Origin of the sequence: Nitrosopumilus sp. K4, from assembly GCF_018128925.1 — an archaeon.
Lineage (GTDB): Archaea > Thermoproteota > Nitrososphaeria > Nitrososphaerales > Nitrosopumilaceae > HKST03.
Genome location: NZ_CP067007.1, coordinates 110,453 through 135,753 on the forward strand (window position 1 = coordinate 110,453; position 25,301 = coordinate 135,753).

Annotated in this window: 30 protein-coding genes and 1 tRNA gene; 14 read left to right on the forward strand and 17 right to left on the reverse strand. The window is 35.7% G+C overall.

The features are described from left to right. Positions 1-18 precede the first annotated feature (18 nt). Positions 19-483, forward strand: coding sequence for a plastocyanin/azurin family copper-binding protein (locus tag NsoK4_RS00565; RefSeq protein ID WP_211687476.1), 465 nt, complete (start codon positions 19-21; stop codon positions 481-483). Here the strand turns inward: NsoK4_RS00565 and NsoK4_RS00570 are convergent. The 4 genes from NsoK4_RS00570 to NsoK4_RS00585 form a co-directional block, all read right to left on the reverse strand. After that, positions 480-830: a hypothetical protein gene (locus NsoK4_RS00570; protein ID WP_211687477.1), complete on the reverse strand. Its 351-nt coding sequence runs from the start codon at positions 828-830 to the stop codon at positions 480-482. The genes NsoK4_RS00565 and NsoK4_RS00570 overlap by 4 nt on opposite strands. Before the next feature lie 40 nt (positions 831-870). After that, positions 871-945 (reverse strand) — tRNA-Arg (locus tag NsoK4_RS00575). A gap of 33 nt (positions 946-978) precedes the next feature. Then, positions 979-1,821 (reverse strand): DNA glycosylase, encoded by an 843-nt coding sequence (locus NsoK4_RS00580; protein WP_211687478.1) that lies wholly within the window; start codon positions 1,819-1,821, stop codon positions 979-981. Between the two features lies 1 nt (position 1,822). Further along, complete coding sequence (locus NsoK4_RS00585; RefSeq protein WP_211687479.1) at positions 1,823-3,088, reverse strand: MBL fold metallo-hydrolase; 1,266 nt, start codon at positions 3,086-3,088, stop codon at positions 1,823-1,825. 114 nt (positions 3,089-3,202) lie between these two features. On the opposite strand from NsoK4_RS00585, the gene NsoK4_RS00590 reads away from it, so the two are divergent. Both NsoK4_RS00590 and NsoK4_RS00595 read left to right on the forward strand, forming a co-directional pair. Beyond that, the gene (locus NsoK4_RS00590; protein WP_211687480.1) at positions 3,203-3,415 is read left to right on the forward strand and encodes a hypothetical protein; all 213 of its coding nucleotides are present in this window, start codon (positions 3,203-3,205) and stop codon (positions 3,413-3,415) included. Between the two features lie 143 nt (positions 3,416-3,558). After that, complete coding sequence (locus NsoK4_RS00595; RefSeq protein ID WP_182134831.1) at positions 3,559-3,861, forward strand: ATP-binding protein; 303 nt, start codon at positions 3,559-3,561, stop codon at positions 3,859-3,861. A gap of 37 nt (positions 3,862-3,898) precedes the next feature. Here NsoK4_RS00595 and tgtA read toward each other — a convergent pair whose 3' ends face one another. Both tgtA and NsoK4_RS00605 read right to left on the reverse strand, forming a co-directional pair. Beyond that, positions 3,899-5,410: a tRNA guanosine(15) transglycosylase TgtA gene (gene tgtA / locus NsoK4_RS00600; RefSeq protein WP_211687481.1), complete on the reverse strand. Its 1,512-nt coding sequence runs from the start codon at positions 5,408-5,410 to the stop codon at positions 3,899-3,901. 31 nt (positions 5,411-5,441) lie between these two features. Next, positions 5,442-5,993: an adenylate kinase family protein gene (locus NsoK4_RS00605; RefSeq protein ID WP_211687482.1), complete on the reverse strand. Its 552-nt coding sequence runs from the start codon at positions 5,991-5,993 to the stop codon at positions 5,442-5,444. Positions 5,994-6,064: 71 nt separating this feature from the next. On the opposite strand from NsoK4_RS00605, the gene NsoK4_RS00610 reads away from it, so the two are divergent. Both NsoK4_RS00610 and kae1 read left to right on the forward strand, forming a co-directional pair. Then, positions 6,065-7,252, forward strand: coding sequence for a redox-regulated ATPase YchF (locus NsoK4_RS00610; RefSeq protein WP_211687483.1), 1,188 nt, complete (start codon positions 6,065-6,067; stop codon positions 7,250-7,252). A gap of 1 nt (position 7,253) precedes the next feature. Next, complete coding sequence (kae1, locus tag NsoK4_RS00615; protein ID WP_211687484.1) at positions 7,254-8,237, forward strand: KEOPS complex N(6)-L-threonylcarbamoyladenine synthase Kae1; 984 nt, start codon at positions 7,254-7,256, stop codon at positions 8,235-8,237. Here the strand turns inward: kae1 and NsoK4_RS00620 are convergent. Further along, positions 8,234-8,557, reverse strand: coding sequence for a hypothetical protein (locus NsoK4_RS00620; protein WP_211687485.1), 324 nt, complete (start codon positions 8,555-8,557; stop codon positions 8,234-8,236). The genes kae1 and NsoK4_RS00620 overlap by 4 nt on opposite strands. 98 nt (positions 8,558-8,655) lie before the next feature. Between NsoK4_RS00620 and NsoK4_RS00625 the strand changes: the two genes are divergently transcribed. Together NsoK4_RS00625 and rdgB are read left to right on the forward strand one after the other, a co-directional pair. After that, positions 8,656-9,276 (forward strand): KEOPS complex kinase/ATPase Bud32, encoded by a 621-nt coding sequence (locus NsoK4_RS00625; protein ID WP_211687486.1) that lies wholly within the window; start codon positions 8,656-8,658, stop codon positions 9,274-9,276. Further along, positions 9,260-9,814, forward strand: coding sequence for an RdgB/HAM1 family non-canonical purine NTP pyrophosphatase (gene rdgB / locus NsoK4_RS00630; protein ID WP_211687487.1), 555 nt, complete (start codon positions 9,260-9,262; stop codon positions 9,812-9,814). Before NsoK4_RS00625 ends, rdgB begins: the two co-directional genes overlap by 17 nt. Here the strand turns inward: rdgB and twy1 are convergent. Then, on the reverse strand, positions 9,786-10,814 hold the full coding sequence (twy1, locus tag NsoK4_RS00635; RefSeq protein ID WP_211687488.1) for a 4-demethylwyosine synthase TYW1: 1,029 nt from the start codon (positions 10,812-10,814) through the stop codon (positions 9,786-9,788). The genes rdgB and twy1 overlap by 29 nt on opposite strands. 137 nt (positions 10,815-10,951) lie before the next feature. On the opposite strand from twy1, the gene NsoK4_RS00640 reads away from it, so the two are divergent. The 5 genes from NsoK4_RS00640 (at position 10,952) to NsoK4_RS00660 (ending at position 19,201) form a co-directional block, all read left to right on the forward strand. Then, a complete protein-coding gene (locus NsoK4_RS00640; RefSeq protein ID WP_249111080.1) occupies positions 10,952-13,387 on the forward strand; it encodes a thrombospondin type 3 repeat-containing protein in 2,436 nt (811 codons plus the stop codon). A gap of 11 nt (positions 13,388-13,398) precedes the next feature. Beyond that, the gene (locus NsoK4_RS00645; RefSeq protein WP_211687489.1) at positions 13,399-15,570 is read left to right on the forward strand and encodes a thrombospondin type 3 repeat-containing protein; all 2,172 of its coding nucleotides are present in this window, start codon (positions 13,399-13,401) and stop codon (positions 15,568-15,570) included. 80 nt (positions 15,571-15,650) lie between these two features. Next, complete coding sequence (locus tag NsoK4_RS00650) at positions 15,651-17,819, forward strand: thrombospondin type 3 repeat-containing protein (RefSeq protein WP_211687490.1); 2,169 nt, start codon at positions 15,651-15,653, stop codon at positions 17,817-17,819. A gap of 41 nt (positions 17,820-17,860) precedes the next feature. Beyond that, positions 17,861-18,820 carry a tRNA dihydrouridine synthase DusB gene (dusB, locus tag NsoK4_RS00655; protein WP_211687491.1) on the forward strand — a complete coding sequence of 320 codons (960 nt, stop codon included), beginning with the start codon at positions 17,861-17,863 and terminating at the stop codon, positions 18,818-18,820. A gap of 141 nt (positions 18,821-18,961) precedes the next feature. Beyond that, positions 18,962-19,201 (forward strand): Lrp/AsnC family transcriptional regulator, encoded by a 240-nt coding sequence (locus NsoK4_RS00660; RefSeq protein ID WP_211687492.1) that lies wholly within the window; start codon positions 18,962-18,964, stop codon positions 19,199-19,201. Between the two features lie 4 nt (positions 19,202-19,205). Here NsoK4_RS00660 and NsoK4_RS00665 read toward each other — a convergent pair whose 3' ends face one another. The 4 genes from NsoK4_RS00665 to NsoK4_RS00680 form a co-directional block, all read right to left on the reverse strand. Continuing rightward, the gene (locus tag NsoK4_RS00665; RefSeq protein WP_371816006.1) at positions 19,206-19,610 is read right to left on the reverse strand and encodes a DUF6659 family protein; all 405 of its coding nucleotides are present in this window, start codon (positions 19,608-19,610) and stop codon (positions 19,206-19,208) included. Positions 19,611-19,761: 151 nt separating this feature from the next. Then, on the reverse strand, positions 19,762-20,013 hold the full coding sequence (locus NsoK4_RS00670; RefSeq protein ID WP_211687493.1) for a hypothetical protein: 252 nt from the start codon (positions 20,011-20,013) through the stop codon (positions 19,762-19,764). A 41-nt stretch (positions 20,014-20,054) separates the two neighbouring features. Continuing rightward, on the reverse strand, positions 20,055-20,264 hold the full coding sequence (locus NsoK4_RS00675) for a hypothetical protein (protein ID WP_211687494.1): 210 nt from the start codon (positions 20,262-20,264) through the stop codon (positions 20,055-20,057). Positions 20,265-20,333: 69 nt separating this feature from the next. Next, the gene (locus NsoK4_RS00680) at positions 20,334-20,675 is read right to left on the reverse strand and encodes a P-II family nitrogen regulator (RefSeq protein ID WP_211687495.1); all 342 of its coding nucleotides are present in this window, start codon (positions 20,673-20,675) and stop codon (positions 20,334-20,336) included. A gap of 183 nt (positions 20,676-20,858) precedes the next feature. Here NsoK4_RS00680 and NsoK4_RS10075 point away from each other — a divergent pair, with 183 nt between their 5' ends. After that, positions 20,859-20,981, forward strand: a complete 123-nt coding sequence (locus NsoK4_RS10075; protein ID WP_256438678.1) for a hypothetical protein — start codon at positions 20,859-20,861, stop codon at positions 20,979-20,981. A gap of 64 nt (positions 20,982-21,045) precedes the next feature. Next, positions 21,046-21,741 carry a hypothetical protein gene (locus NsoK4_RS00685; protein WP_211687496.1) on the forward strand — a complete coding sequence of 232 codons (696 nt, stop codon included), beginning with the start codon at positions 21,046-21,048 and terminating at the stop codon, positions 21,739-21,741. Here NsoK4_RS00685 and NsoK4_RS00690 read toward each other — a convergent pair. From NsoK4_RS00690 to NsoK4_RS00710, 5 genes are all read right to left on the reverse strand, one after another. Beyond that, positions 21,731-22,315 carry a hypothetical protein gene (locus NsoK4_RS00690; RefSeq protein ID WP_211687497.1) on the reverse strand — a complete coding sequence of 195 codons (585 nt, stop codon included), beginning with the start codon at positions 22,313-22,315 and terminating at the stop codon, positions 21,731-21,733. The genes NsoK4_RS00685 and NsoK4_RS00690 overlap by 11 nt on opposite strands. Before the next feature lie 66 nt (positions 22,316-22,381). Further along, positions 22,382-22,600, reverse strand: coding sequence for a hypothetical protein (locus NsoK4_RS00695; protein WP_211687498.1), 219 nt, complete (start codon positions 22,598-22,600; stop codon positions 22,382-22,384). A gap of 34 nt (positions 22,601-22,634) precedes the next feature. Continuing rightward, positions 22,635-23,198, reverse strand: a complete 564-nt coding sequence (locus tag NsoK4_RS00700; protein ID WP_211687499.1) for a TATA-box-binding protein — start codon at positions 23,196-23,198, stop codon at positions 22,635-22,637. 56 nt (positions 23,199-23,254) lie between these two features. Beyond that, positions 23,255-23,710: an ASCH domain-containing protein gene (locus NsoK4_RS00705; RefSeq protein WP_211687500.1), complete on the reverse strand. Its 456-nt coding sequence runs from the start codon at positions 23,708-23,710 to the stop codon at positions 23,255-23,257. Between the two features lie 4 nt (positions 23,711-23,714). Continuing rightward, a complete protein-coding gene (locus NsoK4_RS00710; protein WP_211687501.1) occupies positions 23,715-25,271 on the reverse strand; it encodes a pyridoxal-phosphate dependent enzyme in 1,557 nt (518 codons plus the stop codon). Between the last annotated feature and the right edge of the window lie 30 nt (positions 25,272-25,301).

Consider the following 25,301-nt stretch of genomic DNA (forward strand, 5'->3'; position numbering starts at 1 on the left):
AAAGACCTAGTAGAATCGATGAGTGCACCGACTTCTAGTCATGCATATGGCATTGGAGTTATTGCAATTATTGTAGCACTATCTGCAAGCGTGGTTTTTTACACTTCGTACTATCTTCCAGAGTCTCTTGCAAAACCATCAGTTGATGAACATGTTTTGCACCCTGTTGAGGAAATGATTATTGATATGATTCCTGGTTCAGCCAATCCTGAGCAACAAGACAACTTTGTTCCTAAACTGGTAAATGTTCAACTATCCATTGATAATCATGTAATATGGACAAACAGCGATGAAACTCCTCACACTGTAACCCCAGATCACAGACATGAAGACTCGTACAGCGGAGACTTTGGTTCCCCCGGAGTTGTAAAACCTGGAGAGACATACGAATTTCTCTTTACTGAAGAACAAGAAGTTGCATATCATTGCAGTCCTCATCCCTGGATGACTGGAACAGTTACTGTAACTAAGGCCCGATTCTAACTGGAATATTTTGCAAAAATTATCTGACTTTCGATTTCTTTATGTTGTTCAATAATTGATGCTCTAAACTTTACTTCGTGTTCCTGCTTTGGTTCAAAATCAATTGTAGCAGTAAACTCTGCCTTGTTTTCGGGCATTGTGTCCTTGTTGATAAATAACCTCGAAACATTTTGTGATATTTTCTTTCCATTAGAAGACTTGTAAATAATATGTTCATTTGAATCTAAAATCTGTGTATTGATTACGACTCCGTCATATCTTCCTGGGTATGAAACAGTAATTATCCCTTTGATCTCTGATTTTGGATGAATCTCTTTTGGCTCTAAGGAAAATTCAATGTCTTTCACGTGTACCACCTGTCTTGTTGAGAATAAATAATTTGTTAAGTGGGCCCAAAGGGCTTCGATCCCTTGACCATTGGATTAGAAGTCCAACACTCTATCCATGCTGAGCTATAGGCCCAAGAATCTGGAAATTAATTACCATTTTAAGGGTTTACAACCAGTTTTTCTGATAATTCTCTCTTTCCATTTTGAAGAGAAACTGCTGAGCATATCCTGCATATGGACCAAAATAATCAATTATCTTTTCATGCAATAATGTATACTGTTTATCTGTTATTGATTTTGTTTTTGTATTGAATTTTTCACTATAATATTTCTGTAAAATTCTAAACATCCATCTATCTAATGGAAACGCATCAAATTTTTCTAAAGAAAAAAGCAAAATACAATCTGCAACTTTATTTCCAATTCCCGGTACTTGCAAAATATTTTTTTTTGCCTCATAATAGTCGCATTTTTTTAAATAATCAAAGTCAATTATGCCACTCTCAATCATTTTTGCTGCATTAATAACAAATTTGGATCTATATCCCAAACCACAATTTTTTATTTCTTCCAAAGTTGAATTTGCTATGGTTTTTGAATCTGGGAACAAGAAAAACTCTTTTTTATCAAACTCAATTTTTTCCCCTAGTTTTATTGACAAGTTTTCAAGGCTGTTTCTAATCTTCTGAATGTTTGAGTTTGATGATGCAATAAATGAGATAAAACATTGAAATGGATCTTGTCTTAAAACTCGTAGTCCTAGGTATTTTTTTATTGCATTTTTAATGATTTTATCTTTGGAAATGCTTTGAATGATTTTCTTCATGTTGTCCCTTTTTCTTAAAAAATCTAATCTGTAATTCTGATATGACTTTATTTTTCCATATTTGTTAATCTCTAGAATATCTTGTCCATTTACTCCGTACCACAAACCATCGTATTTCTTCCAAAGAAAAACTTGACCGCTGTTAATTGTATTTTCTAAATTGATCTTATTGTAATCGATCATCTTAGACAGAAATTGTCTCATTTACCGCTGGAGCATATGCTTCAAGGCCAAATTTCTCATGAATTTCTTGGGCAAATTTGTCACACGATTCTGCATCTCCATGAACAGTCAAAACTTTGGGATTTCCTTTGATCTTTTTAATCAACTCAAAGAGTTCATTTCTGTCAGAATGTCCTGAAAATTCAAACTGTTTTACCTCTGCTAATACATTAAGATCTTTGCCCCTTGAAGATACTTTGCCAGTTTCTAGTAATTTTCTTCCAGGCGTTCCCTCACCTTGATATGATACAAGTGCAATTCCATTTTTATCGTCAAAAGCTAGTTGTTGCAAATAATACACTGCATTTCCGCCAACCAGCATTCCAGCTGGTGATATTACAACGCAAGGCTCTTCCATTGCACGTTTTCTTTCTCCATGCTCTCTAATTGATAATGCGCTGTTTATTGCATCTGCAAAAACTTTAGGATCTCTTAGATAATTTGGATGTCTAAACATAATTTCATTTACTTTTAGTGCCATTCCGTCCATAATGATTCTATGTTTGAAATTTGCATTTCTTAAAATACAAGCAATTTCTTGAGAACGCTCAACTGAAAATGATGGGATAAACAATGTTCCTTTTCTATCCATTACTTCATTTGCAAACTCTAAAAGCTGTTTTTCAGATTCTTTTCTTGGTATTTGCTCTGTCTGAGAATACGTACTCTCCGTTATTAACAAATCAATATCTCCTACATCTAAATCTGCTTCACGTAACATTCTTGAACCGTGAATTTTAATGTCTCCTGTATAGAAAAGACGTTTTTTTTCTGACTCAACAAGTACTGTACTTCCTCCTATCACATGTCCTGATTCTCTGAACTCAAATGAGGCATTTCCTTTTGTTATTTTTTGTCTATATCCAATCTCTTTGGCGTTTCTCATCATGTTGTTTAATTCTGGTATGTCAAATGGATGGGCATTTTTTTCAATTTTTAACATATCTTCAATCAATAATTTTGACAAATCAAAGGTTGGAGGTGTAGCATAAACATCTGTGCTTCCACTGACAAAAAGAGATGGCACATTTCCTGAGTGATCTAGATGAGCATGAGTGATGATTATGGCATCCAAATCTTTAGGTTTTACATGAACTGGATATCCTGGTGGGGTGCCTCTTTTTCCAAATAATACTCCATAATCTAAGAGAAGGTTAGTCCCTCCGCAGTTTACTAGAAATCCAGAACGACCTACCTCATTTGCCGCTCCTAAAACTTTTACATCCAAGGAATAGATTGCATTTTTATCAACGTTAAAACCTTCTTAACTGTCGATCCGATCATTATGTCTCCTAAAGAATCTACAAAAGCTTTAATTAGTGTAAGCTAAGATCCGATCCACATGGGAAGAAGCTTCCAAGAATGGTTAAATCAACAAGATCAAAGCGTCGTCGCTAAAACACGTGCAGGTGACGAAGCAAACAAACCACTTCTTAACCAAATTAACTGGATTTGGGTAAACAATCTGATGAATCAGAAAGCAGACCTTAATCCAACTTCAGCTGAATTACTTGACTGGGTAACCTCCGGTCAAATAGACGCAATGAGAAAATAAACGTGTAAATCACGTTATCTTTTTGTTTTTTAAAATATTTGTCATCTAGATTCTGCGCACATTTTTTTTGACGATCAATTTCATAACCCTGTTATGAATTTCAATCATGGTTTAAATAGTCACCAAGCGATGATTAAGTTGTAATGCCAATAGCAATACTTCCAGACATCGATGAACAAAGATGTATCGGATGTGCACTATGTGTAGAAATCTGTACTTCTCTTGGTCCTGATGTCCTTAGAGTTAAACCTGTTGAAGGCTGGAAGAGAGGTAAAGCATTTGTTTTCTACCCAGAAAGATGTATTTCTGATGGTGCATGCATCGGTGTATGCCCAACAAAATCAATCTTTTGGATGAGACCAATGAATTACACTGCTGGACAACCAGTTCCTCTTCACAAAAATGGTGTCTTCATCAAAGGTTGGGCAGAAGACGCAGCTCTATAAGCTGTATCTTAAGCACACACTTTTTTCTTATTTTTAATTAAACAAGTGATTTTTTCTTGATGCCTTTTGGAATTGATTTGATGAAATGTTTTAGAAATTGATCACTCTTGTCATAATGCACTTCTGTGAATTTGTTGTTGTCAAAAAACTTCTTCCATGTAATTTCAAACTCTGTAAACTTTTTTGGGTTAAACTCAAGCCTTGCAGTTTCATGATGTGCAGCTGGAAAAATATCTGAAATCTCTAATGGGATTAATCCTAAATGCGGATTGTATTGACAAATCTGAGATGATTCCACATCCTTTATTTTTTTCTTCATTGACAAATATTGTTGAGATAGGTAAGCCGGTTTTGTCTTTGTTTCTTTTATGATTAACAGTGTCTTTTTCTTTGTTTTGAATTTTCTAACAATGTTGTGATATGCTTGAACTTCAGGTCGAAACTGATCAACTTTGTCAAAAAGAAAAATTGCTCTTTCTTTAAATTTTGGAGTTGATTTTGATAAAAAATCTGTATTTTCTGTTAACACCTCAATCATTTCAAACAGTTTTGGGTGGGCACGTGCTTTTTTTAGAACATATTCCCATAGCCTGCCCTCAAAAATTGCCTGCTTTACTTTGTCCACTTCAATCTTTATTGCATGAAGATTATGCAATGCAATTTCATTTACTTTTACTTTGTATTCTAATTGCTTTAATTCACTGGGTGTGTACTTTGAACATACCTCGCAATTACATGGAAATACTGAAATGTCCTTTAGGTATCTCGTACCGTCTTCTGTAATGTAACGCTCTTGTTTAGCATAAAGCATGTATGATGCTGAATCAAATGTATCACATCCAAGTGCTACAGCAAAAGGAATTGTCAGGGGATGGCCTGCGCCAAAAAGGTGTAATGGAATTGAATGTGGCATTTGTTTTTTTGCAGCAACAATCATCTGTGCTAATAACTTGTACTCATAAGACTCCATAAATTCAACAGGGCTACCTAATGCAAGCATTTTGAATCCAATATCGACTAGACTTTTAGTTGATTTTCCAACAAGATCAAAATGTTCGCCTCCTTGAATTGGCCCAATCCAAATTTGTCCATTGTCTGCACTGTTTTGCAGAGTTTCTTTTGAAACTTGTAATGTATGTTTAACATATGCGTCTGCTTTTTTTCTTGGTAATCCATACCCTGTTGGCTTGTCTAATGGAATTGCAAAATCTGTCATTATTCCTTTTTCAAAATTTGCCATTTCAGGTGGTGATACTTGAACATCCCCGTACTCTAATACTTGGTATCCTCCAGAATCTGTCATGATTGCTCCATCAAAATCAATAATTTTGTGAATTCCCTTCTGAATTGCATCTTCACCGTAATTGTTTCTAGTAATGTATGCATTAGTAATAACCAAATCAAAACCAATCTCTTTGATTTTTTTTGAAGGTACTGTTTGTTTTACTGGATGGATGACTGGAACATATGCTGGAGTTTCAATTTTTCCATGGTTTGTTTCTAAAACACCAATTCTGCCAGCCAAGTCCGTTTTAAGAATTTCAAACAAGTTACTATCTAAAATTTGGAGCTTTATTTAATCAATAAGCAAAAAACTTTTTCAAATCTTCCTTGTTTGTCATGATTTCTAACCAATCAACATTGTCAGAAGTATCTTTTCTGTTATTCAAAATATTTAGAACTCTTTTTGAAATTTCTTGGATTGTTTTTCCTGTGATGTTTATCTGAAATACTTTGTCACCAAATTTTTCCATGGAGTCAAACGCTATTACTCCTAAAACCTCGCTTCCAGCATTTTCCTGTGCTTTTTCTTGAGAGTACCCTCTTTGTTCGTAGATGTTAAACAAATCATATGGGTTTCTTCGCAGAACTATCACTTTATCGATTTTTTCAGGTTCTAAAACATAGGGAGCTAAATGACCAACTATTAAACATGAATCTGATGTTTTTTGCATCATAACGGTTTGTAGTTTATCTACATCTACATCAAAAGTATCTCCATCTGATTCAAACAAACCTGCATTTTTTGCAATCTCGTTAATGTCTAATATGGGCAAATTCAATTGATCTGAAATCTCATTGGTAATGGTATGTTTTCCTACTCCTGGATTCCCTGTAATCACAAATATCATACATAATTCCAGACTTGTTGAATTAAATAAATTCTGCAATACTAATATGTACAATAGAATTTTTGTGTGTATTGCAAATAGGTTTACTTGGAAAAGCAAATGTTGGAAAATCTACTTTCTTTTCTGCAGCAACTGAAACTCCAGTTCCTACAGGAAACTTTCCTTTCACAACGATTGAACCCAATGTAGGAGTTGCTTATGTCAAATCCGAATGTGCATGCAAACATTTTGAAATTGAACACAAAAATGAATTGTGTTCAAATGGCACTAGGTTTATTCCAATAAAACTAATTGATGTTGCCGGTCTTGTACCGGGAGCTCATGAAGGAAAGGGATTAGGTAACCAATTTTTAGATGATGCAAGACAAGCCGAAGTTTTAATTCATGTGGTAGATATTGCTGGAACTACTGACATTCAAGGCCAACCTGTCCCTATTGGCTCTCATGACCCTCTTGAAGATGTAAAATTTGTTCAAGAAGAATTTGATCAATGGTTTGTTGATATTCTAAAAAGAGAATGGGACAAATTAACAAGAGAGATAGATCAGAAACGAGCAAAACTAACTGATGGAATTGCAAAAAGATTTACTGGTTTGGGCGTAAAAGATTTTCAAGTTCAAGAAGTTTTACAAAAACTAGGGTTGATCTCTAAAAACCCTAAAGAATGGAGCGATGATGATATTTTGACTTTTGTAAAGGAATTAAGAAAAAACACAAAACCAATTATTGTTGCAGCAAACAAGGCTGATCTTTGTAAGGATTTGGAAATTATAAAGCAAATTCCTGACACTGTAATTCCGTGTAGTGCTGAAACAGAACTACTTTTACGCAAGGCAACAAAGGCAGGTATTATTAACTACAAACCAGGCGATGAAGGATTTTCAATTGTAGATGGAAAAGAAATTCCACCTCCACAACAAAAAGCACTAGATGTCGTCAAAAACATATTCTCAAAAATCCAATCAACTGGAATTCAAAAAATTTTAAACACTGCTGTTTTTGAATCCCTAAACTTTATTGTAGTGTATCCTGTTGAGGATGAATCAAAATTAACAAACAAGGATGGTGATGTTTTACCTGATGCAAAATTATTACCTGATGGTTCTACTGCAAAAGATTTGGCAGGTTTAATTCACGCAGACATTGCAAAGGGGTTTTTACATGCAATTGATTGTAAAACAAAACAGAGAATTGGTGGTGATCATAAACTAAAAAATGGCGATGTGATCAAAATAGTTTCAACATTAAGCAGGGGATGATATGCTAGGTCTTGGTGTTGAGAGCACTGCTCACACATTTTCATGTGCTGTATTAGAAAAAAAAGGCAAAAAAGGCAAAATTCTATCTGATGTGAGAAAAATATACCGACCCCCAGAAGGTGAGGGAATTCATCCTAGAGAGGCATCAAGACATCATATTGAAAATAGCTCTACTGTATTGTCTGAATGTCTTGCTGAGGCAGATATTACAATAAAAGATCTTGATATTGTATCATATGCAGCAGGACCTGGACTTGGTCCTTGTCTTAGAGTTGGTGCAGTAGTTGCGCGTTCTTTGGCTTCATACTACAAAATCCCAATTTATCCTGTAAATCATGCTTTAGGACATATTGAATTAGGGAAGCTTTTGACTGGAGCTCAAAACCCATTGGTACTTTTAGTATCTGGTGGCCATACAATGCTTCTTGCATTTCTTAACAAACAATGGCGAGTTTTTGGTGAAACGCTAGACATTACACTTGGACAACTTTTAGATCAATTCGGACGTTCAATTGGATTTGCATCACCATGCGGAAAAAACATTGAACAACTAGCCTCTTCTACTACAAATTATGTTACACTTCCATACTCAGTAAAAGGAAATGACGTTTCATTTTCTGGTCTTTTATCTGCAACAAAATCTATCTCATCTAAAAGTAAGGCTGATGCATGCTTTTCTTTACAAGAAACAGCTTTTGCAATGATTAGTGAAGCAGTTGAACGTGCATTATCATTTACACAAAAGAAAGAGTTGATGGTAGTAGGCGGCGTAGCTGCAAACAAAAGATTATCTGATATGTTGCAAAATGTTTGTAAAAGGCATAATGCAAAATTTTTTGTTGTGCCTTTGAAATATGCCGGTGACTGTGGAAGTCAAATCTGTTGGACAGGATTGTTGGAATCTCAAGTAAAAAAAGGCATTTCATTAGAAAATACTTTTGTTACTCAATCTTGGAGATTAGATTCAGTAAAAATTGATTATTAATTTTTGAAGTCTTCTATTGCTGCTTCGATATCTTTTAGCCAATCTTTTGTATTAAAAACACCAAATTTGTGAGTTTCTTCACCTTCATCTGTCTTTGCAGTAAAACAAACTTTTTTCATTAACATCCCTTCTTTCCAAACTTTTGTTACGTTGCCTAACGATATGTCCAGAACTGTATCTCCAAACTGTTTTGAAAAATCCATCATTCTAGCTTGTGTTTTATCAAAAGCTAATCTCTTATTTGTTAGGGTCAGAATTCCTGGACCTAACTTATCTTCATTACAATCTTCTTGTTTTAGTCTCTTTTCTCCTTCTTCCATTCTATATACGAATAATCTTTAGGTTATAATTTTAATGCATTTTTCAAACTAATTGCTAAGGATAAACTTCTAAATTATAATGAAGTACAGTAACTTTGTTGAAACTCTTAAAGAAAGGTGCTGAAGCTGATATTTTTCTTACAAACTGGAATAGTTCTAATGCAATTCTAAAGATTAGAAAACCTAAAGACTATAGAAATCCAATATTGGATTCTAAAATAAGAAGACACAGAACAATCAAAGAATCTCAAACTCTTTCTGAAGTAAAATTTTTTGGCATTCCCTCACCTATTGTGTATTATGTAGATCTTAAAAAATCTGAAATCATCATGCAAGAAATTCCTGGAAAACCAGTACATGACTTATCCCCTTCAAAGATTATTCAGGCATCAAAAGAAATTGGAAAATTAGTTGGGACCATGCATAAGAACGGAATAATGCATGGTGATCTGACCACTTCTAATTTTATTCTCTACAACAAAAAAATCTATGTGATTGACTTTGGTTTATCTCAAAAAACTATCAAATTAGAAGATCATGCAGTAGATTTGAGGCTGATTAAAGAAATTCTGAACAGCGCTCACGCAAAAATCATGCAGTCTTCGTGGAAAAATTTTCAAACAGGATACAAATCTGTTGTAGGATCAACCAAATTTCAAAAAATCTCAAATCTTGTATCTGAAATTGAAGGTAGAGGTAGATATGCAACAGTCGTTTGATCTTTATTTTGTATCTTCTAACAAGCACAAATTTTTAGAAGCCAAGAAAATTTTGAATTCATTTGAAATACAGATTGGATTCTATAAATCTGAACTTGAAGAAATACAATCTGACTCCCTCCAAAAAATTGCATCAAAAAAAGCAGAACAAGCATTCTCACAACTAAAAAAACCTGTGATTGTAGAAGATGATGGACTTTACATAACTTCTCTTGATGGATTCCCCGGCCCCTATTCTTCTTATGTATTCAAAACAATTGGAAATTCTGGTATCTTGAACCTTGTAAAAAATAATCGCAACGCAAAATTTGTTTCTATGATCTCATTCAAAAATAATGTTTTTTCAAAATCATTCAAAGCAGAAATCTGTGGTAAAATCTCAAAAAAACAAAAAGGAAAAGGATGGGGATATGATCCAATTTTTATTCCAAATTCAAAATCTAAAACATTTGCTGAAATATCTAACAAAAATGAACTGTCTCATAGATTCAAAGCGCTAAAAAAATTTGCTAATTGGTATCTGCGTATGCAGAAATAAATCTCTCGATGTTTCTCTGTTTGTTTTGTAATACTACGATTCGTGAAACAAAACTTTCATCCATTATAGAAAACATGTTACTATTTTTTGTAATACCCCTTGCAAACTCTCTGACCTCATCCATCTCGAGCATATTTGAATACTCTAATCTATTTGTAGAGCGACCAATATGCATATATGATTTAATTTCAATAAAGTGAGGGCTTGCTTTTTCAAACATTGAAACAAAAGATGGTATCATTTCTTTTTGATCATTATAGTCTCTGATCAAAGTTATTCGAAGAACTGTTCTAGTATCTAAATCCTTTAACATTTCAAGAGTTTTGTTCCATCTTTGCCATGAATCATCATACTTTGGTTTGTTAATTCTCTGAAATGATTCATAGTCTGATGCATTAGTTGAAAGATAAAGCTGAGTCGGCAGCGCATCTTCCTTTTTTAATCTCTCAATCATGTCTGGTTCTTGACCATTTGTTACAAGAAAAATTGATTTAGTTTCCTTCAATGATTTTAGATATTTTATCATCTCTGGAAGCTTTGGATACATAGTTGGTTCTCCTGAAAGAGAAATTGCGTAGTGACTTGGCAACAATGACTCGTCTAGTCTTTCTTTATCATTTCTGGAATCTCCATAGTATCCCATGATCAGTTTCTTTCTTTCTTGCATTAGTTTTTTCAAAATTTCTTCTGGCTCAGATACATGCTCAGGTTCCATTTTTAATGAATCATAAAACTCCATTGGTCTCCAACAATACACACATCTATTTTCACAATGCATTCCTGCAGGGGAAAACTCCATGCATCTGTGAGTAGATATTCCATAGAACTTGTGTTTGTAACAACTTCCTTCATGCTTGAAGGATTTCTTTGTCCAATGACATAATTCTACTGTAGAGTGATCTGCAACTCCGTATTTTGCTTTTTTTAGTTGCTCTGAAATAGCTGGCCTGATCTGAATCAACTGATCGTCATTTCCTACTATCTCACCAGAACAACTCATGTGGTGAAAATCCGTTCTGGTTTACTTAAATTGATCGTGATTTTTGTCTGACATGGAAATTTTTCCTAAATCTTCAACTAATTTTTCCCGATTTTAGAGTGAGGTTTAATAACTGGATCCTCAAGGAAAAATTAGTATTGAACCCTAAATACCTTCTCGGATTCCTATTCTTACTTGTATCTGTATTAACTAGTATTCCTATCAATCCAGCATTTGCTGAGCATGACTTAGACAAAGATGGTATTCCTGATGAGGTTGATAGTTGTCCAAACCTTCAAGAAGATAATGAGGGTGCATTAGATGGTTGCCCATCAAACTTTGTTCCATGGTATGATGAGGATTATGATGGAATTGAAGACCATGTTGATTTATGTCCTAGTCTAAGAGAAAAATACAATAGATTCCAAGACTTGGATGGTTGCCCTGATATTGCTCCTGATGGAGGCCCAGGCGGATTACCTGATTCTGATGGTGACGGTTTTGTTGACTTGGTAGATAAATGTCCAAATCAACCAGAAACATTTAACGGGGTTTTAGATACTGACGGCTGTCCAGACACTTATGGTTCTGCAGACAGAGACAGAGATGGCATTCCAGATGCAGCTGACAGTTGTCCATTAAACGCTGAAACTTATAATAGATTCCAAGACTTGGATGGTTGCCCAGATTCTGTAACTGATGAAGCTTTTGTTGATTCTGATAATGATGGAATTCAAGACAAAATTGACCTTTGTCCTTTCGAACCCGAAATTTTTAATGGTTACTTAGATACTGATGGTTGCCCTGATGCAACATTAGATGTTGACTTTAGTGATAGAGATGGTGATGGCATAGCTGATAGATTTGATATATGTCCTGACCAGCCAGAAACCTTTAACAGATTTTCTGATTATGATGGTTGTCCAGACTCTGCACCTTCTTTCTCTGGAGTATTAAATGATGCAGACAAAGATAGAATCATGGATGCAAATGATGCATGTCCACTAGAACCAGAAAGATACAATGGATTTGAAGATGATGATGGTTGTCCAGATATTCCTCCTTACTCAAGTGATAAAGACACAGACAGAGACGGAATTCCTGATTCAATTGATCAATGTCCAGATGTAAAAGAAACTTACAATCAATTCAAAGATGATGATGGTTGTCCAGACTCTGTTTCTTCAAACAAACAAAGTCCTGACACTGATGGTGATGGCATAAATGATTATAATGATTTGTGTCCAAATCAACCAGAAACATTTAACGGATTATTTGACAGAGATGGTTGTCCTGATAATGATTCTACAACTGATAGAGACAGAGACGGAATTCCTGATATACATGATCAATGTCCTTTAGTTGCTGAAACTTACAATGGATTCCAAGACTTGGATGGTTGTCCTGACAGTGTTGCTGGATTAAACACCATGGATTATGATGGTGATGGAATTTTTGATTTACAAGATAAATGTCCATTAGAACCTGAAACAATAAATGGATACATGGATTCTGATGGTTGTCCAGACATTGCTGTGCTAGACACTGACGGTGATGGAATTAGAGATTCATTGGATCAGTGTCCTACATCTGCTGAAACATGGAACAGATACATGGATCATGATGGTTGTCCTGATGTTGCTGATGAATTAGATACTGATCAAGACGGAATTCCTGATTCAATTGATCAATGTTTACTTGAGAGAGAACGATACAATGGATTTGAAGATGATGATGGTTGTCCAGACTTCCCACCCTATTTGACTGATGTAGATACTGATAATGACGGAATTCCTGATTCCAAAGACCAATGCCCATTAGTTCCAGAAACTTACAATATGTTTGAAGACACTGATGGTTGCCCAGATGCATTATTTGATAATAAAGGAGCACCTGATTCTGACGGTGATGGTATTAACGACTTTGTAGATCATTGTCCAACGCGAGCTGAAACTTATAATGGAATTTTAGATCATGACGGTTGTCCTGATAATTATATTCCAAGAAATGACCGTGACAGAGACGGAATTCCAGACTTGATTGATGCATGTCCAATGTCTCCAGAAACTTACAATAAATTCCAAGATGAAGACGGTTGTCCTGATACAGTTAGCAAATCATTTGTTGTTGATTCTGACAATGATGGAATAGATGATGTTAAAGACCAATGCCCACTAGTTCCAGAAACTTACAACGGATTTGAAGACACTGACGGTTGTCCCGACAGCCAAGTCACACAACCTGATTCTGACGGCGATGGTGTTCCAGATGTAATGGATATGTGTCCAACACAACAAGAAATTTGGAATAGATATGTAGATTACGATGGTTGTCCAGATACTGTTCCTACTGGAAACATGAGGGTAGATTCTGACGGTGATGGTATAACTGATGAAATTGATGCATGTAATGATGAAAAAGAAACTTGGAACAAATACCAAGATGAAGACGGCTGCCCCGATATTGCACCAGAACAATCAAGATACAAACATGATGCAGACTTGGATGGCATAATTAATGATAATGATTTGTGTCCTCTAGAACCTGAGGATTATGACGGAGACAGAGACAAAGACGGCTGTCCTGACCCATAGGAGTCATTAAAATGAAAAAATACTACTTTTTGGGTTTCTTGCTTTTACTTACCGCCACCATTGGCATGTTTCCAAGTGGGGTTTATGCTCAGGTAAATGATAATGACGGTGACGGTGTTCCAAATGATGTTGATCAATGCCCTCATCTAAAAGAAGACTATGATCCAGAGTATGGAAATAACATAGACGGCTGTCCTGCAGACTTTGTACCGTGGTATGATGCTGATTACGATGGAGTTGAGGACCACGTTGATGATTGTCCTACTGTAAAAGAAAGATACAACAAATTCCAAGATGAGGACGGTTGCCCTGACATTGCACCTGATGGTGGACCTACCGGCTATCCAGACACTGATGGTGATGGAATTACTGATTTTATTGATAACTGTCCAAACCAACCAGAAACATTCAATGGTGTAGATGATAAGGACGGTTGCCCTGATGATGCTTATTCACTAAGAGATACTGACCGCGATGGCATATCTGATAATTTAGATGCTTGTCCCGAAATCCCTGAAGTGTACAACCGATTCCAAGATGATGATGGATGTGCTGACTCTATTGCCGATGATGGTATAGGCTACACATTCCCAGACACTGACGGCGATGGAATACAAGACAGATGGGATGCATGTCCACTAGAGCCTGAGAATTTTAACGGATACTTGGATTGGGACGGTTGCCCCGAAACTCCCGGTGCACAATCAATACAAATCATTGATACTGATTATGATGGCATTCCTGATTCTTTAGATGCATGTCCTGAAGACAGAGAAAATTATAACAAATTCCAAGATGAAGATGGCTGCCCTGATGAACTTGATTTTAAATTCACAGGAGATATTGATGGTGATGGAATAGGTGACGAAGATGATTTATGCCCATTTAATCCTGAAACTTATAATAAATTCAAAGATCTTGACGGTTGCCCTGATTATGTGGCTGACAATATAGTTGCAGCTGACACTGACGGCGATGGTATTCTTGATAATTTAGACTTGTGTCCAAACCAACCAGAAACATACAATGGATACATGGACTCTGATGGTTGCCCGGATAAACCACTTTACTCTTTAGATACTGACAGAGATGGAATTGCTGATAATATTGATGCATGTCCGCTAGAGCCTGAAACCTATAACAACTTTGAAGATCTTGACGGTTGCCCGGACTCTACATTGTCTGACTTGGTTGCATTTCAATTCCCAGACACTGACGGTGATGGAATAGAGGACAGATGGGATGCATGTCCACTAGAGCCTGAGAACTTTAACGGATATCTTGACACTGATGGCTGCCCAGAAGTTATGGGTGCACAATCATTGCAAATTCTTGATACTGATCATGATGGTATTCCTGATGATAAAGATCAATGCCCAACTGTTGCTGAACGCTATAACAAATTCCAAGATGAAGATGGCTGTCCTGATTCATTAGATTTGGAATCTGTTGGAGATTTTGACAAAGATGGCATCGCAGATAACCTTGATCAATGTCCATATGTCAAAGAAACATACAACATGTACTTGGATTGGGACGGTTGCCCTGACTTTGTAGCTGATAACAAACAATATGCTGACACTGATGGTGATGGAATTCCTGATCAAATAGATTCTTGTCCAACTCAACCTGAGACATTTAATGGATTCCAAGACAAAGACGGTTGTCCTGATAAATTCTCATCAAATCGTGATTCTGATCGAGACGGAATAATAGATGATCTAGATGCATGTCCACTAGAGCCTGAAACCTATAACAACTTTGAAGACCTTGACGGTTGTCCAGATTCAGTTTCAAGTGATGTTAGTTCCTATCAATTCCCAGACGCTGACGGTGATGGAATTGAAGACAGAAAAGATGCATGTGTCTATGAACCTGAGAACTTTAACGGATACTTGGATTGGGATGGTTGTCCTGATGTAGAAGGTGCTGAATCAACTACTCCTGCTAGATATGACGCTGACGGTGATGGATATCCAGATGTAGTTGACCAATGTCCAACTAAGCCAGAAACTTGGAACAAATATCTTGACTATGATGGATGTCCTGATATTGCCCCTGAACAACAAAGATTTGTCCACGATGATGACCTAGATGGAATCATCAATGATGAAGACCTTTGTCCAAAAGATCCTGAAGATTATGACGGAGACAGAGATTCTGACGGTTGTCCTGATCCATAATCTCAAATTCATTATTTCATAGAAAGATAATTTTAACGCGAGACTTAATAAATACTTGATAATATCGGGAGTCGGGGAGAATGAAAAAATACTACCTTTTGGGTTTCTTGCTTTTACTTACCGCCACCATTGGCATGTTTCCAAGTGGGGTTTATGCTCAGGTAAATGATAATGACGGTGACGGTGTTCCAAATGATGTTGACAAATGCCCTCATCTAAAAGAAGACTATGATCCAGAGTATGGAAATAACATAGACGGCTGTCCTGCAGACTTTGTACCGTGGTATGATGCTGATTATGATGGAATTGAGGACCACGTCGATGATTGTCCTACTGTAAAAGAAAGATACAACAAATTCCAAGATGAGGACGGTTGTCCAGATATTGTACCTGGGACAGGTGCTGGTTTGCCTGATTCTGACGGGGATGGCTTTATAGATAATCTGGACTCGTGTCCAAACCAACCAGAAACATTCAATGGTGTAGATGATAAGGACGGTTGCCCTGATGATGCTTATTCACTAAGAGATACTGACCGCGATGGCATATCTGATAATTTAGATGCTTGTCCCGAAATCCCTGAAGTGTACAACCGATTCCAAGATGATGATGGATGTGCTGACTCTATTGCCGATGATGGTATAGGCTACACATTCCCAGACACTGACGGCGATGGAATACAAGACAGATGGGATGCATGTCCACTAGAGCCTGAGAATTTTAACGGATACTTGGATTGGGACGGTTGCCCAGAAATTGCAGGAGTAAAATCCGATGGATTGATTGACTCTGATTATGACTCAATTCCTGATGATGTTGATCAATGTCCTAATGAACGAGAGAACTTTAACAAATTCCAAGATGAAGACGGTTGCCCTGATGTAATAGACTACAAGATTTCAGGCGACACTGATGGTGATGGTATTCTTAATGTTAATGATATGTGTCCATACAATAAAGAAACTTATAACAAATTCCAAGATGAAGACGGCTGTCCCGATTCGATTTCTGATAAAAAATTAACCATGGACACTGACGGAGATGGTATTGTAGATAATCTAGACTTGTGTCCAAACCAACCAGAAACATACAATGGATTCAAAGACTCTGATGGTTGCCCAGACAAATCTCCTGTTGGAAATGATTCTGACAGAGATGGAATAATAGATGATCTAGATTCATGTCCGCTAGAGCCTGAAACATATAACAACTTTGAAGACAAAGACGGCTGTCCTGACTCTACAACATCAGAACTTTCTTCATTCCAATTCCCAGATACTGACGGTGATGGAATAGAGGACAGATGGGATGCATGTGTTACAGAACCTGAGAACTTTAATGGATATCTTGACACTGACGGCTGTCCAGAAACTGTTGGTGTAAAATCTGCAGGATTAATTGATACTGATTATGATGGCATTCCTGATGATATTGATCAATGTCCTACACTTGGAGAAAGATACAACCAATTCCAAGATGAAGATGGTTGTCCAGATACAATTGAAGTTGAATCTACTGGTGATGCTGACTATGACGGAATAAGAGACAATGTTGATCAATGCCCATATGCACGTGAAACTTATAACAAATTCCAAGATGAAGACGGCTGTCCCGATACTATCTTTGATAACAAGCGTACAGCTGACACTGATGCTGACGGTATTGTAGATAACCTAGACTTGTGTCCTACTCAACCAGAAACATACAATGGATATCTTGACACTGACGGCTGTCCTGACAAATCTGTGTCTCTTGTTGATACCGACATGGATGGCATTCCCGACGCTGTTGATCAATGCCCTACTAGGCCAGAAACATACAACTACTTCCAAGACTCTGACGGCTGCCCAGATGTAATATCTGATGAAATGACTGTCTACCAATTCCCAGACACTGATGGTGATGGAATTGAAGACAGAAAAGATCAATGTATTCACGATCCAGAGAACTTTAACGGATACTTGGATTGGGACGGCTGCCCAGATGTAGCCGGCGCCAAGTCAACTGATTCCACAAGACCTGATTCTGACGGTGATGGATATCCTGACTCAGTTGATTCATGCCCAACTAAACCAGAAACTTGGAACAAATACAAGGATACTGACGGCTGCCCAGATATTGCCCCTGAACAACAAAGATTTGTCCACGATGATGACCTAGATGGAATCATCAATGATGAAGACCTTTGTCCTCTAGATCCAGAAGATTATGACGGAGACAGAGATTCTGACGGCTGTCCTGACAACTAGAATCTATTAATCTACATATATTCAATTTATGAAATTATGTCATGCTGCCAAATTTCTCTAGTAAAGCATTTCTTGCTCCTATGGCCGGTGTCAGTGATCCTGCATTACGATTACAATGTAAAAAGATGGGTGCAGGATTAGTTGTTACAGAATTTACAAGCATCCATAGCATTATTGCAAAAGAAAACCAGTTAAAAGAAAATAAAAAAACAATTCAGGAATTTATAGAATTTTCAGAAGATGAGAGACCTCTCTCTGTTCAGTTATTTGGATCAGATATTACATCGCTTGAAAAAGCCGCAAAAATTGTTGAACCCTTCTTTGATATCATAGATTACAATATGGGTTGCCCTGCACCTCATATTACTCAACAGATGGCAGGTGGTGCATTATTACAAGAAGTAAATCTCACTAGAGAAATTTTTAGAACACTAAAAAATGCTGTCAAAAAACCTGTTACTTTGAAAATTCGCTCTGGTGTCACAAATGCTAGCAAATACCTTTTCAAAGAAATTGGACAAATTGCTGAAGATGAAGGAATATCGATGATAACACTTCATCCCAGAACAGTGAGTCAAGGTTATTCTGGTCATTCAGATTGGGAGATGATTAAAGAACTAAAAGAAATCTCTAATATTCCAATTGTTGGAAATGGTGATATTGTAACACCTGAGGATGCAAAAAATATGCTTGATGAAACAGGTTGTGATTACGTAATGATCGGACGTGGTGCAATGGGAAACCCGTTTTTGTTTGAACAGATCAATGATTATCTAAAAACTGGTTCTTACAAAGAATATACTTCTAGAGATAGATTGGACTCTTTCTTTGATTATCTTGATTTGACAAAAAATTACAAAATTAAATTTGCAAACATCAAAGGACAAGCAATTCGTTTTACTAAAGGAATGGTTGGAGGAAAAAAACTACGTGAAAAAATCTCCATTTCAAAAAATCTTGATGAATTAAAAGAGATTATGAGCCACTCAAATCTTGAATGATAAAAATTTAGTTTTCCCGTTTTATCTTTTACACATGTTAATTGATTATTCATTAAACTTGTACTTTTTTAAAGAAAAGTTGATTAGTCTTATATATCTAAAAAACAGACTTTTTTTATGAAATTGGAGATGAAATTCTAGATGCCTACTGCATATGTTCTAATCAATTGTGAGCTTGGTTCAGAAGAAACTGTTATTTCTGAATTAAAATCAATTGAGGGCGTAGTCGAAGTTCATGGAACTTTTGGTGCGTATGATATATTGGCCAAAGTAGAATCCAGTCAAGTTGAAACGTTACGTGAAACAATTACATGGAAAATAAGAAAAATTCCAAAAATTAGATCAACTTTGACTTTGATGGGAATAGAAGGACAAGAATAGATTTCTATTTCCCAAAAAATTCACTCCATTCTTTTCCAAGAATTTGAATTATCTTGTATGCTAGTCTATCAATATTCACATTAGGTTCTGCTGTGATTAGTAAAATGACTTTTTTCAAAGGAAAACTCATCATAACCAATTTTTCTCTCCTAGATGCAGAATACTTTACTCTTCCCATGGAATAATCAAATTTTACTCTGGTAGCCACCCGTATTGCAAGCTCTCTGAATATTTTTCTCTGCTCTTCGTCATTTTCAAATGGAATTATGTCTTTTCTGATTTTTCCTTTAATCAAATTACCATCAGGATCAATAAATCCTGCAAATCTTATTTCATTCTCCGTGAATATCTCGTCTAATTTTTCTTTGAAAAATACTTCTTTTTGCTCTTCTGACATGCTTTTTGCCATCTTTCTTACATAATACCTCTTATTATTTTCAGATTCTTGTGTGGTTATTAGCTTTTATACTTATTTTGCAACAATGACCTATCCCTTCAAAAACATGTCACCCAAAGTGATACCTGCTGAGAGGAATTCTTTTCTCTCAGCAGCATTGTGCTTACTTTTTCTTTGATTTCTTCTTCTTGCTTTCTTCTTTTCTTGAAGCCTTTCTTTCTTTTCTAATTGTAAGAACTCCTTTGAGAATAATTGCTAATGCTACTGGGAAAATAATGTAGATTAACTCTCTTGGAATCTCTGACACTGCCTCTTCAGCAGTTTTATCTGAGCCTGATGTTGATGCAACCTCAAAAACTATTGTAGGAATAAACCAGACAGATAATCCCAAGATTAACCAGTAAAGACCTTTCAATATTTTCTCCCTTTTACCCTGCCTTATAATTTTAGAACTTTTTACTCCATGGTTTCAGGCTCATATTTGTTTTTGAAATACATCCTAACTTGGAAGATTACCAACGAATACCCTGGAATTAATACTGCAAAATATAGTGCTCTTAACCATCCATCAAGATTATCTACAGTCATGACTAGATTTGTACTCAAATAGATCAATACTGCCGTAAAGACAAATGTCCAAAATAATGCCAATATTCCAAAATCCAATGCTAATTTGCTTTAAAATTATTGGACGGTGATAATCATATGATTATACTTTTACTGAAAATAAAATGATTAGAGGGCGTCATTACCTCTCTTTTTAGATGCAATGTTTACTGCGTCGTCAACGCTAGAAATAACAATTATTCCATCGCCCGCTTTCCCTGAAAATGCTGCATCTGATATTGCTGTGATCACTTGTTCTACCTTTGAGTCATCTACAATTGTAGTTACTGTTGCAACTTTGTTGAATTCTGCGATAAAAGTCCCTGTGCCTCTTCCTGCCCTCATGGTTTTTCTTTCCCCAGAACCTCTGCCGTTTCCTTCGAGAATTGTAAACCCTCCAACAATGTCTTTGAGTACATCAGAAACTGCACCTGTTTTATCGATTTGAATAGTTGCCTCAATTCGTTTCATTTTCATTCCTAAATCTCTATGATTTAAAAAAGATCATATGTTTTTATACAAATTTTATGATACACTGTATTTTTTTCTGGTTATATCATTATCCACTTGGCTTTTTAGCAAATCGATAAAAGACTATCTATGAAAAGTGATGAAAAGAGATCCCACCGGCTAAATTATCTCTTGAAATATTATTTGAGCAATCCTAAAGAAAAAGACTTGTTTCTTAGAGCCAAACAAATGGGAGTATCTGATTCTACTGCAAAAGACTATATTCGAACTGTAATTATTCAGGCTCAAAAAATACTCTCTTCATAATCTCTGTTTGTAGGCAATTTTAAACAAGGTAACTTCATAAATAATCAATTAGAGAGTAAAACCCATGTCCGACCCCTTATTTGATGATGTAAAAGAATTATTGGATAAAGAGAAAGGAGATGAACGAATCCTAAAACAAATTCTTAGGGCATGTGAAAATAATGAAGTTGTTAGTAACTATGAAAGAAACTATGTGAGAAAACTAGCTGAAAAACACCTGGGTCGAAAACCAGTTTTTGAGAAGAAAATTGAAGAGAAAGATGAAAAGCCATCCGCTCCTGATGTTGTTATTCCAAAACCAACTGAAATTCCACAACCGCAAATTCTACAAACACAACCCAAAGTAACAAAACCAAAAAACCAAAAGATGATGTTGGGGATTGTTGCAGCTGCTTTAGTTGCAATAATAATAATTGGAGTTGCAGCCTCTGAACTACCCGTGTCGACAACTGATGTTGCAAAACCAACCTCGTCTGCAACCAATCTATCGTTTTCAATAGATACTGATTCAAACTCATACCAAAAAAAAGATATCATTTCAATTAGTGGAGTATCCAAATCATCTGATTATGTAAATCTGACAATAGAAAATCAGGATGGAATTCTAGTATGGTCTGAGCAAGTTAAAACAAAAAATGATGGAAGGTACTCTACATTAGCAATTGCTGGGGGTACTGGATGGGAAAAGTCGGGTACATTTACACTAAAGGCAGAAAATGATTCAGAAATAATATCAAAACCATTCTCATTTACATCTTAAATTTTTCAAATTCTTTCCAATGAGAATCTATGATGTCTCTTAATTTTTCTACTTTTACTTCTTCCATGTATTCTCTATAAACAATGAATTTGTTTTGTTTTCCTAAATTTTCATCATAAATGTCGCTTGTGTTCTTCGGTATACCGCCTTCTTTCCATTGTCTCATCTCAAAAACCCAAACCGTTGCATCAGGATTTGAAAAATCAATATCATCACATCCAATTACATAGAGATAACATTTTGTTACCTGGTTTAGTTTTTCATGAAGTTTTTCATATGCAATCATCTGACCTTTTGGAATGTTTATCTTGTCATTGTGAAATCCCTTGAATTCTAGTATCACAAATCCTCCATTGTGCTCAATCAACCAATCAATATCCGTACCTCCTGAGGCTACCATTCCATGAACAATTAAATCCCCTAACACTTCTCTACCGCGCGTAAACTCTGCCTCGTCAAAAATTCGGTATTTGCCTTTGGGACTTTTTCTAATAATCTCTGAACTGTTTTTTTGTACCGTTGGATTTTCTTTATCATAAAATGTATCGATTAAATCCGATGTTTCATTTTTCACAATGTTTTTCTTGATTACTAAATGATAAAATCTCTTGTAAAATTTAGTAAAGTTTTGGTATAGATTCTAACGTGATAGAAATTCACCGCCTGGACCCTTGTACAAAATAAAATAATCTTCTGGATTTTTACGTTCTTTTTTGGCATTAAGCGCATCCTGATACTTTTCAAAATGTTCCACAAAATACAATTGCCCTTCAGAATCTGAAAAGTAGTCAATGGATACCAAATCAAATCCATTATCTGGAGTTAGTCTCATCATTTCTTTTTGAAATCTTTCAGACATTTTGTAAACTAGAAATATTTTGGATTAAAAAGTTCTATTGATCATAAATCATTAGATTCTTTTCTTCTAATAACGCATGAAGATTGTGAACTGAACGATATACATCAGACTCTTTTTTTGCACCCGTACAAACAAGTTTGCCTGATGCAAATAACAAAATGACTGTTTTTGGATCTAACATTCTATGAATTAATCCCGGAAACTGTTCAGGCTCATACATGCTTCTTGGTAATGTTCTGGCTGCTTTTTCAAGATGAATTTTTCCACCTAAATTAATTGCAGCAACAATATTTTGAACTGTTATGACTGCATCATTTTTAATTTTGATTTTGCCTTTACGTAATTTTTGAACTACTGTATTTACTGCCTTGATTGCCATCTCTTCAGATTTTGCGCCAGTACAAACCATTTTTCCGGTTCTAAAAATTAACGTAGCAGTTCTTGGATTGTTTAGTCTAAAAACTAATCCTGGAAATTGTTCTGGATGATATTCGGTATCTGGAAATTTTTCTGTAATTTCGTTTAGGTCTATTTTTTGATCTACTGATGCAGATGCAACAACATTTTCAACACTTACAATTGGCTTTGTCTGAGGCATGAAAGTGCTTTAAATAGTCCTTTATATATACTAGTCATATCTTTTTACTTTAATTTTTAGTGGTGATTAATCCATTGATAGCGATATTCTTCATCAATAATATCTGAAACAATTTCTTTGCTTTTGACAACAGTTTTTGGCAGATCAACTTCAAAAAAACCAAGTTGCCCCTTCCAAGGAATTGGAACCCTGAATATCTTTGGCTTCTTTAACATAAATCCATATGCCCTGTTGTAGAATTTTTTTGATGCTAGATGGAATTTTTGATCTTCTTTTACTTCTTTTTCTGAATTGTATTTTTTTACATCATAAAGTTCTGCCTTTCCAACTATTGCACCAGTTACAGGTTTGTGATTAATTTTTAATCTCTTACAATCCTCATTTCTTATTTTTAATGGTGCGTGAATTAAAAATTCTCCGCGGAAGTTTGTATTCCACTTTCTCAACTCTATTGTTTTTTTTCCTGTGATAATTAATTCAGCAAAGGGTTGAGAAACTGAAAGACATTTCAAGATATTATTCCCTAGCTATTTGTATATACTCGCCAGGATTTTTACCTCGACCTTCAGGCAAATCTGTAATTCCACCATTCAAACTTTGAGTAGTTATTCCTTTGCTGGCAAGCACCTGTGCAGTCATTAGTGATGTATTTCCTGCCATGCATACTAACAATGACTTTCCATTAGATCCATCAAACTCTTTTTTGAAATCTTCTGGAATCTGTTGAGTGGATAACAATTGATTGACTGTTCTTGCTTTTGGAATCGAAATTTTTGATTTGTCAACCCCTAAAGACTTTGCAATCATTTCGATTCCTTCTTCTTTTGGAGTATATTGAGTATGAACCCAAATAATCTTGTCGTATTCTTGTGCCACTGATGCGGCATCTTCTAATGAAACTCTCATTGGAAGTTTGTCTTTTGAAATCTGTTCAAAGTTCTTCCTGTACTTTTCAATGCCATCACAAATCATCGCAACATATCTTCCACTATTTTCGGTACTGACTTTTTGCAAAATCGCATAAAGCTCTAATGCACTACTCTCACCCATGTCGATTCCTTTGTCAACGAAATACTTTAGCAAAAATTTTGCTTTCTCAAAATCTATTTCGTGTTCTGCTGCGTAAATGTCTGGATTGTACAGTTTTAGTCCCGTTGCCTTGGCCTTTGTTCTGATTCCTGCAACATCTTGTCCTGCAGAAGGAAAAACAACATGGACTGACTTTTTCCCGTATTTCTGATTGATGTATTGACTCAAACCACCAGATGTCCCACCTGTTCCAAACGAACATACTACTTGATAATTTTCTAATGATTCGCCATTTTTGTGAAGTTGTTGATCGATTTCTGTTGCAGTTACTTCTCTGTGCACCTCAATATTCAAATCATTGTCGTACTGTTTTGGACAGAACAAATCATAAATTTCTGCAAGATATCTTGCTAAATTGATAATGTCTTGTTTTGCTAAAAGACTTTCAATATGTGCAATGTTTTTATCATAAATTTCTGGATTAAATCCTAGTTCTACTAGCTGTGATCTGACATTTGCTGCAGTTGCTTTTGCCTCTAGTTCCTTTGCTTTGTTTTCCATTCCCGGTGCAGGACAAATATCCATATCCAAATCCATAATTCGAATATTTTCATTTCTCAATTCTTTGAAAACTCCCTCTTGCAACTTTCTTGAAACCAATGCAACAACGTTGACTCCAAGTTTTGACAACTGTCCTAGGGCAATTCCAAAATTGCCTGATGTAGCTTCGATAACTGTCTGATCTCCTTTTAGTTTTCCTGATACTATTGCATCATGAATAATGTGTGTAGCAGCTCTTGCTTTGATTGAACCACTTAGTAATGTGGAATCTAGTTTGCCATATACTCTGATATCTTTGTCATCTAAATCCACCTTGAACTCGCTTTTGGCACATTCTTTGAAAATTTCTGTCAAGTCCACTAAAGGAGTTTCATTTACGATCTTTTTTTCTCCGTTAATTTCCTGTACATGAGGAATTTTACTCCAAATTTCTTCTTCAAATTTATTTAGTAATTGTTGATCTACGCTTACATTCTCAGACATGATTTAACCACAAATTTACATAATTTAGAA

Bases quoted from the DNA above. Each gene is read 5' to 3' on its own strand.
- NsoK4_RS00650 (WP_211687490.1), top strand. From the start codon at position 15,651: ATGAAAAAATACTACCTTTTGGGTTTCTTGCTTTTACTTACCGCCACC.
- NsoK4_RS00645 (WP_211687489.1), top strand. From the start codon at position 13,399: ATGAAAAAATACTACTTTTTGGGTTTCTTGCTTTTACTTACCGCCACC.
- NsoK4_RS00620 (WP_211687485.1), bottom strand. From the start codon at position 8,557: ATGGAAGAAGGAGAAAAGAGACTAAAACAAGAAGATTGTAATGAAGAT.
- NsoK4_RS00700 (WP_211687499.1), bottom strand. From the start codon at position 23,198: ATGCCTCAGACAAAGCCAATTGTAAGTGTTGAAAATGTTGTTGCATCT.
- NsoK4_RS00580 (WP_211687478.1), bottom strand. From the start codon at position 1,821: ATGATCGATTACAATAAGATCAATTTAGAAAATACAATTAACAGCGGT.
- kae1 (WP_211687484.1), top strand. From the start codon at position 7,254: ATGCTAGGTCTTGGTGTTGAGAGCACTGCTCACACATTTTCATGTGCT.
- NsoK4_RS00680 (WP_211687495.1), bottom strand. From the start codon at position 20,675: ATGAAACGAATTGAGGCAACTATTCAAATCGATAAAACAGGTGCAGTT.
- NsoK4_RS00660 (WP_211687492.1), top strand. From the start codon at position 18,962: ATGCCTACTGCATATGTTCTAATCAATTGTGAGCTTGGTTCAGAAGAA.
- NsoK4_RS00565 (WP_211687476.1), top strand. From the start codon at position 19: ATGAGTGCACCGACTTCTAGTCATGCATATGGCATTGGAGTTATTGCA.
- NsoK4_RS00590 (WP_211687480.1), top strand. From the start codon at position 3,203: ATGGGAAGAAGCTTCCAAGAATGGTTAAATCAACAAGATCAAAGCGTC.
- NsoK4_RS00695 (WP_211687498.1), bottom strand. From the start codon at position 22,600: ATGTCTGAAAGATTTCAAAAAGAAATGATGAGACTAACTCCAGATAAT.
- rdgB (WP_211687487.1), top strand. From the start codon at position 9,260: ATGCAACAGTCGTTTGATCTTTATTTTGTATCTTCTAACAAGCACAAA.
- NsoK4_RS00595 (WP_182134831.1), top strand. From the start codon at position 3,559: ATGCCAATAGCAATACTTCCAGACATCGATGAACAAAGATGTATCGGA.
- twy1 (WP_211687488.1), bottom strand. From the start codon at position 10,814: ATGAGTTGTTCTGGTGAGATAGTAGGAAATGACGATCAGTTGATTCAG.
- NsoK4_RS00605 (WP_211687482.1), bottom strand. From the start codon at position 5,993: ATGATATTTGTGATTACAGGGAATCCAGGAGTAGGAAAACATACCATT.
- NsoK4_RS00685 (WP_211687496.1), top strand. From the start codon at position 21,046: ATGTCCGACCCCTTATTTGATGATGTAAAAGAATTATTGGATAAAGAG.
- NsoK4_RS00665 (WP_371816006.1), bottom strand. From the start codon at position 19,610: ATGGCAAAAAGCATGTCAGAAGAGCAAAAAGAAGTATTTTTCAAAGAA.
- NsoK4_RS00710 (WP_211687501.1), bottom strand. From the start codon at position 25,271: ATGTCTGAGAATGTAAGCGTAGATCAACAATTACTAAATAAATTTGAA.
- dusB (WP_211687491.1), top strand. From the start codon at position 17,861: ATGCTGCCAAATTTCTCTAGTAAAGCATTTCTTGCTCCTATGGCCGGT.